Here is a 6,077-nt window from a genome sequence, read left to right on the forward strand (position 1 = left end):
CCATTTCATCACTTTTTGTTCATTATAAACTATTTTTCCCTTTTTTGCAGGGATTTTAATCGTTTTTCAAACATTTCTTTGATGAAAAAGTCAAAAAAAACGATGGGACAGATTCCCACCGCCTTCTCACATCCAGACGACACTTACTCGCCAGCAGTTCCGTTCGGGATAATGACCTCCCTGAGCAGCTGCTCTTCTTCCTTGATACGGACATACAAGGTGATGCAGTAGATCGGGAAAAGGAGAAAGAGCGCAAGATAAGCATGACAGAGCAGAGCCAGACCTAGCAGCTCAGGCACTACATTAAAGAAATAATTGGGATGCTTGACATTGCGGAAAAGCCAGTGGTCCACAAACTTGTGATCCTTGACCAGCATCAGCTTGATGGTCCAAACCGGCCCCAAGAGCTTGGCCACCAGATAGAGCATCAGCATAGAGAAAGCCAGCAGCACCGCTCCCAGCAAGCTGATTCCATCAAAATCCGGCCTGCGCAGTACCAGCTCCCCCAGGCAAAGCAGATAAAAAAGAATGTGCAGGTATTTCATGATGGTCGAATTTTTCACCCCATACTCTCTGCCGCCAGCAGCCAAGATGGCCTGCTCATTGCGGGAAGATGTCCTCAGAAACACCAGACGCAAAACAAAAACAAGTGCATATATCACTAAAGATACTGTCATAAAACCTCCTGATACTCTTTGAGCAGACAGTCCTTTCGTTTGCTGCTAGGACAGCCAAAGCAAACTGTGCTAAGGAGCTAACAAAAGCCAAACTAAAGAACTATAAAATTTACGTTACAGTCTATTATATAAGGAGGCAGCCTGCCAAGTCAAGTTATTTGGCAAAAAAAACTGAGCAGCATCACTCTGGCCGCTCATACTCCTCTTTGGTCAGCACATAATGGCATCTGGTCACTATCCGTCCCTCCCGATGTTTGTCCAGCTTGGCATAGGGCTCTTCATGGGAAAAGCGCATGCCAGATTTCTCCATGACTCGCCCTGAAGCTGGATTGTCACGGTCATGCACAGCTACCAGCTTATTCATGCCGAGTTTTTCAAAAGCCAGCCGGATGACCGCCCGATTAGCCTCTGTTGCCAGTCCCTGATTCCAGTATGTTTTGTTTATCACATAGCCGATGGCTGCCTTTTTCAGCTCAGCATCTACCTTGTGCAGGTCAATAGTGCCGATGAACTTGCCGTTTCCTTTCAGCTCGATGCCCCAGCGCCCCAAAGGACTGGCCAGGTAAATAGCAGCGATATTATTTCTCGTTTCTTGCAGGCTCTGATTGGTCAGAAAGACATAGCGCGTATTTTCTTCATCCGAAGCATAGGCAAACATGCTTTCTGCATCATCCAGCGTTACCGGGCGCAAGAGCAGCCGCTCCGTTTCCAGTCTGCGGTTTTGGGATAGTTTGATATAGAGATTTTCCATCCGTGCCTCCTATTTTTTCTTAAAAGATTAGCATAATTCACTCATGAAAGCAATGCTTTCCGCTTTTTTCTTGATTTTTAAACCGCTTTCATATACAATTAAAACAACTTAAAAAAGGAGCTAACACTTATGTTAATTGGTATTCCAAAAGAAATAAAAAACAACGAAAACCGTGTCGCCCTTACTCCGGCTGGTGTTCACAGTCTGGTTGGCCGCGGCCACAAAGTGCTGATTGAGACCACGGCCGGGCTGGGTTCAGGCTTTACCGATGCGGACTATCAACAGCAGGGAGCAGAGATTGTCCCTACCGCTGCTGAAGCTTGGGCAGCCGAGCTGGTCGTTAAAGTGAAAGAACCTCTAGCTGCTGAATACACCTATCTGCGGGAAGACCTGCTGCTCTTCACCTACCTGCATATGGCAGCTGCTCCTGAGCTGGCCGATGCCATGATTGCCGGCAAAACGACAGGCATAGCCTACGAAACCGTCCGGGATGAGGACGGCCATCTGCCGCTTCTAGTGCCTATGAGCGAGGTTGCCGGACGCATGGCCGTGCAAATCGGTGCCCACTTCCTGACCAAGCAGGCAGGCGGATCCGGCGTGCTTCTGGGCGGGGTTCCCGGTGTGCCCAAAGGCAAAGTCACTATTATCGGCGGCGGAATTGTAGGAACCCATGCAGCCCGGATCGCTCTGGGACTGGGAGCTCAGGTCACTATTCTGGATATCAGCGCCAAACGTTTAGCCGTCTTAGAGGATGTCTTTGGCCATCAAATCCAGACCCTCATGTCCAATTCTTTCAATATCGAAGAAAGTGTCAAGGAGGCCGATGTGGTCATCGGAGCAGTCCTTATCCCAGGCGCCAAGGCACCGAAACTGGTCACAGATAATATGGTCAAGCAAATGCAGCCGGGCTCTGTCATCGTGGATGTAGCCGTTGACCAAGGCGGAGTCATTGAGACAGCTGACCGTGTGACGACTCACGATGAGCCTGTTTACGAAAAGCACGGCGTGCTGCACTATGCCGTTGCCAATATCCCCGGGGCCGTAGCTCGTACCTCCACCATTGCCCTGACCAATGTCACCCTGCCTTATATTGAAGCACTGGCTGACAAGGGCTTCAAAGAAGCTATTGCAGAAGATGCCGGCCTGCGCGAGGGGGTGACCACCTATCAGGGCCGGATTACCAGCCAGCCCGTGGCGGAAGGTCTGGGACGGGACTGCACCTCTATTGATGAACTCGTTTAATCACAAACTAAAAGAGCAGATTTCCATGTCTGCTCTTTTCGTATGCTATTCTGTTTCTTCTGCATCAGATTTGCCAGCTTTAAGAGGAGCCGGCTCATAGGCCCGGATAATCTCGGCTACGACCGGATGGCGGACCACATCCTTGGCTGAAAAATGCACAAAGTCAATCTGGGAAAAATTTCCCAATTTCTCCTGCGCATCGATGAGGCCGGACTTAACATTTCGAGGCAAATCAATCTGGCTGCTATCTCCATTGACAATCATCTTGGACTGGAAACCCAGCCGCGTCAGAAACATTTTCATCTGCATAATGGTCGTATTCTGCGCTTCATCCAAGATGACAAAGGCATCATCCAGTGTCCGTCCCCGCATGTAGGCCAAGGGTGCAATCTCGATAATTTCCCGCTCCATCAGCCGGCTGGTCTGGTCTTTGCCCAAAATCTGATAAAGAGCATCATAGACCGGCCGCAGGTAAGGGTCTACCTTTTCCTTGAGGTCGCCCGGCAGAAAGCCCAGACTTTCCCCTGCTTCCACCGCCGGACGGGTCAGGATAATCCGCTTGACCTGACCGCGCTTGAGAGCCGTCACAGCCAGGGTCACCGCCAGAAAGGTCTTCCCGGTCCCTGCCGGGCCGATTCCAAAGACAATATCATGGTTTTTAACACTGTCCACATAGATTTTCTGGCCCAGAGTCTTGACCCGAATGGGCTTGCCGTAGCTGTCCTTGATAATCTCTTCCTCATAGAGAGCGACAAATTTGTCCATCTCCTGATTTTTTGCCATGGTAATGGCCGTCACCACATCAGGCGTTCCCACGGTCATCCCGCGATTGACCAAGACCAGCAGAGCCTGAATGACCTGACGGGCCTGCTCACAGTGCAGCGCGCTCCCCAGAATCTGGACAACCTCGGTCCGAGCATGAATCGTCACGCCCAGTTCCTGCTCCATCAGCCGCAGGTGGCGTTCGTTAGAGCCAAAAAGATGAAAGGAATCATCTGGATGGCTCAGCGTAATGTCTACTGAATGTTCCTGCAAACAATGAACCTCTCTTAGTTTGTTTTCCTATATTAGATATTAAACTTGTTCGGAAACCCTATGCTGAGTCAGTTGGCCTTAAGCGGTCGGCACACAGGCAAACGACCCCCGTCCTTTCATTGCTAATGGAAAAGCCTGGGGTCTTTTCCTTTGCCTCCTCAGTTTAGCCAAGCGAAACTTGGCTTGACCACAGCAGCGGCTGACCATGTCTGATCGCCGTCAACAGACTATTCGTCCTCAGTCTCTCACTATTCAAGCAAAGCAAAAGAAAGAAGAATCAGCCGTTTCCCAACAAGTCTATTATAACAAAGCAGCTGAGAAAAAACTATTCTCAGCCAGTCCGGTGTCATAATTCCCGCTGAAAATCAGCAGCAAACAAGTCCGGAGACCGTCAGTGGGCCTGATACTCTTCCCAGATCCGGTCAAAATCCCCCAGATTAAAAGAGAAACCAGCGTGCTCCTCCAAAAAACGGCTGACCTCGTCAAAGTCGTCTGTGTGTTTGGGAAAGGCCGGCTCATGAAAAGCCAAGTCCGCCAGAATAGCCTTGGGCTCCTTGCTCTTGGGATTGCGCTCTGTCATCAGCCAAGTGTAAAAAGATTTTCTCATGGTGTCCTTTCTTATAGCAACTCCGTCCCAGTCGGGTCCTGCTTGATTTTACCAGCCTTCATGAGGCCGCCCAGAGCTTTTTTGAACTGTCCTTTGGAAATACCGAAGGTAGCCTTGATGTCTTCTGGCGAAGACTTGTCATTGAGAGTCATAAAGCCTCCGTTGGTCTCCAGATAGGTCAGAATCATCTGGGCATCATTTTCCAGCATCTCAAAGGAGCGCGGTTTGAGGGAGAGATTGAGGGTACGGTCCACCTCGCGAAAGCCGATGACCCGCGCATCCAGCACCTGCCCCAGCCGCGGCTCGACATAGCGCTCGCTGGGATGGATAAAGCCCAGCATATTATTTTCCGGCAGGTAGACAAAGGTCCCAGACAGCTTGAGCCGGTAGACAATGGCCGGCCAGTTTTGATTCTGCATATTATTGTAGGCCGGACGGGCCAGGCGCTGAAAGTCCTCCTGATAGGCCAGCTGCCCCCAGATCCGGTCTTTCTTGTCCACAGTCAGGCGGATATAGAGCTGATCGCCCTTTTTCGGCCAGAGTTCCTTAATCTCCGGCAGAATATCCAGGGACACGACAATCTGCTTATCAGGCAGACCCGTATCGACAAAGACTCCCAAATCCTTGCGGACCTCGGTCACCGTTGCCCAGCCGAAATACTCCTGACTGGCTGTCACATCACCTGTTGTCAGGCGCAACTTCTGCTTCATATCGCTGTAGGCAAAGCCCTTGACGGATTCCCTCAGCTGATGCGAGCCTTCTTCCTTGGCCAAGGCATAAGTCTGACCGTCCTTTTGCACAAAGTAAAAGCGCTCATTTTCATCGGTGATGATTCCGACAATGAAATTGGCAAGATTTGTATTCATGTTTCCTTCTTTCTTCCTGCATGATGCAAGAAATTTCTAAGAAAACCCAGCCAGCAAAGCCAACTGAGTTTGACGAGGCGGGAATCCCCGCTCTATATTTCATTAAACTTCCAAGAGTTCTTTTTCCTTGTGCGCTGTCATGTCATCAATATGCTTCACCGCATCATCTGTCACTTTTTGAATCTCTTTTTCCAGACCTTTGAGCTCATCTTCGGTGATTTCCTTGGCTTTTTCCTGCTTCTTGGCCTCGTCCATAGCATCGCGGCGGATGTTGCGAACCGCCACCTTGGCATTTTCACCGACCTTCTTCACTTCCTTGGCCAAATCCCGGCGGGTTTCCTCGGTCAGAGCCGGAATGACCAGACGGATGACAGAGCCGTCGCTGGCTGGGGTAATGCCCAGATCAGAAGCATTGAGCGCACGCTCGATGTCCTTGATAGAAGACTTGTCAAAAGGCGTTACCAAGAGTACGCGCGCTTCCGGAATGGTAATAGAAGCGATTTGGTTGAGCGGCGTTTCTACGCCGTAATACTCGACATGGATGCGGTCCAAAAGGCTGGCATTGGCACGTCCGGCACGGATGCTGCCGAATTCCCGGGCCAGACTTTGGTGCGAGTGGGACATTCTTTCTTTTGCTTTTTCTACAATTTCATTTGCCATGAGTTTTTAATCTCCATTCTTATAAATTATTTGATACCGTTGTTCCGATTTGCTCACCGATGACAACGCGTTTGATATTGCCTTCTTCGTTCATATTAAAAACGACCAGATCGATGTCATTGTCCATGGAAAGGGTTGAAGCCGTGGAGTCCATGATGCGCAGGCCCTTGCTGATCACATCACGGTGGGTCAGCTCATCAAACTTAACTGCTGTCTTGTCCTTCTTCGGATCAGCATTG

General features: G+C 50.1%; 7 protein-coding genes and 1 pseudogene. 1 reads left to right on the top strand and 7 read right to left on the bottom strand.

The genetic code is table 11. The annotated features are described in order from the left end of the window. Positions 1-143 precede the first annotated feature (143 nt). Both STRDD11_RS08485 and STRDD11_RS08490 read right to left on the bottom strand, forming a co-directional pair. Positions 144-677, bottom strand: a complete 534-nt coding sequence (locus tag STRDD11_RS08485) for an isoprenylcysteine carboxyl methyltransferase family protein (RefSeq protein WP_128836962.1) — start codon at positions 675-677, stop codon at positions 144-146. A gap of 181 nt (positions 678-858) precedes the next feature. After that, positions 859-1,428: a GNAT family N-acetyltransferase gene (locus tag STRDD11_RS08490; RefSeq protein ID WP_128836963.1), complete on the bottom strand. Its 570-nt coding sequence runs from the start codon at positions 1,426-1,428 to the stop codon at positions 859-861. Positions 1,429-1,557: 129 nt separating this feature from the next. Between STRDD11_RS08490 and ald the strand changes: the two genes are divergently transcribed. Next, positions 1,558-2,670: an alanine dehydrogenase gene (gene ald / locus STRDD11_RS08495; RefSeq protein WP_128836964.1), complete on the top strand. Its 1,113-nt coding sequence runs from the start codon at positions 1,558-1,560 to the stop codon at positions 2,668-2,670. 45 nt (positions 2,671-2,715) lie between these two features. Here ald and STRDD11_RS08500 read toward each other — a convergent pair whose 3' ends face one another. From STRDD11_RS08500 to pyrH, 5 genes and pseudogenes are all read right to left on the bottom strand, one after another. Beyond that, positions 2,716-3,705 carry a PhoH family protein gene (locus STRDD11_RS08500; RefSeq protein WP_164828437.1) on the bottom strand — a complete coding sequence of 330 codons (990 nt, stop codon included), beginning with the start codon at positions 3,703-3,705 and terminating at the stop codon, positions 2,716-2,718. A gap of 391 nt (positions 3,706-4,096) precedes the next feature. Beyond that, the gene (locus tag STRDD11_RS08505; protein WP_128836965.1) at positions 4,097-4,312 is read right to left on the bottom strand and encodes a YozE family protein; all 216 of its coding nucleotides are present in this window, start codon (positions 4,310-4,312) and stop codon (positions 4,097-4,099) included. 11 nt (positions 4,313-4,323) lie between these two features. Continuing rightward, entirely contained in the window at positions 4,324-5,178 is an 855-nt protein-coding gene (gene cvfB, locus STRDD11_RS08510; RefSeq protein ID WP_128836966.1) for an RNA-binding virulence regulatory protein CvfB, read from the bottom strand. 102 nt (positions 5,179-5,280) lie between these two features. Further along, the gene (gene frr / locus STRDD11_RS08515; RefSeq protein ID WP_128836967.1) at positions 5,281-5,838 is read right to left on the bottom strand and encodes a ribosome recycling factor; all 558 of its coding nucleotides are present in this window, start codon (positions 5,836-5,838) and stop codon (positions 5,281-5,283) included. Between the two features lie 19 nt (positions 5,839-5,857). Then, a pseudogene (gene pyrH / locus STRDD11_RS14440) lies at positions 5,858-6,077 on the bottom strand (UMP kinase); the annotation flags it as partial.

It is taken from the genome of Streptococcus sp. DD11 (assembly GCF_001578865.1).
GTDB lineage: Bacteria > Bacillota > Bacilli > Lactobacillales > Streptococcaceae > Streptococcus > Streptococcus panodentis.

Bases quoted from the DNA above. Each gene is read 5' to 3' on its own strand.
- STRDD11_RS08485 (WP_128836962.1), bottom strand. From the start codon at position 677: ATGACAGTATCTTTAGTGATATATGCACTTGTTTTTGTTTTGCGTCTG.
- STRDD11_RS08490 (WP_128836963.1), bottom strand. From the start codon at position 1,428: ATGGAAAATCTCTATATCAAACTATCCCAAAACCGCAGACTGGAAACG.
- ald (WP_128836964.1), top strand. From the start codon at position 1,558: ATGTTAATTGGTATTCCAAAAGAAATAAAAAACAACGAAAACCGTGTC.
- STRDD11_RS08505 (WP_128836965.1), bottom strand. From the start codon at position 4,312: ATGAGAAAATCTTTTTACACTTGGCTGATGACAGAGCGCAATCCCAAG.
- cvfB (WP_128836966.1), bottom strand. From the start codon at position 5,178: ATGAATACAAATCTTGCCAATTTCATTGTCGGAATCATCACCGATGAA.
- frr (WP_128836967.1), bottom strand. From the start codon at position 5,838: ATGGCAAATGAAATTGTAGAAAAAGCAAAAGAAAGAATGTCCCACTCG.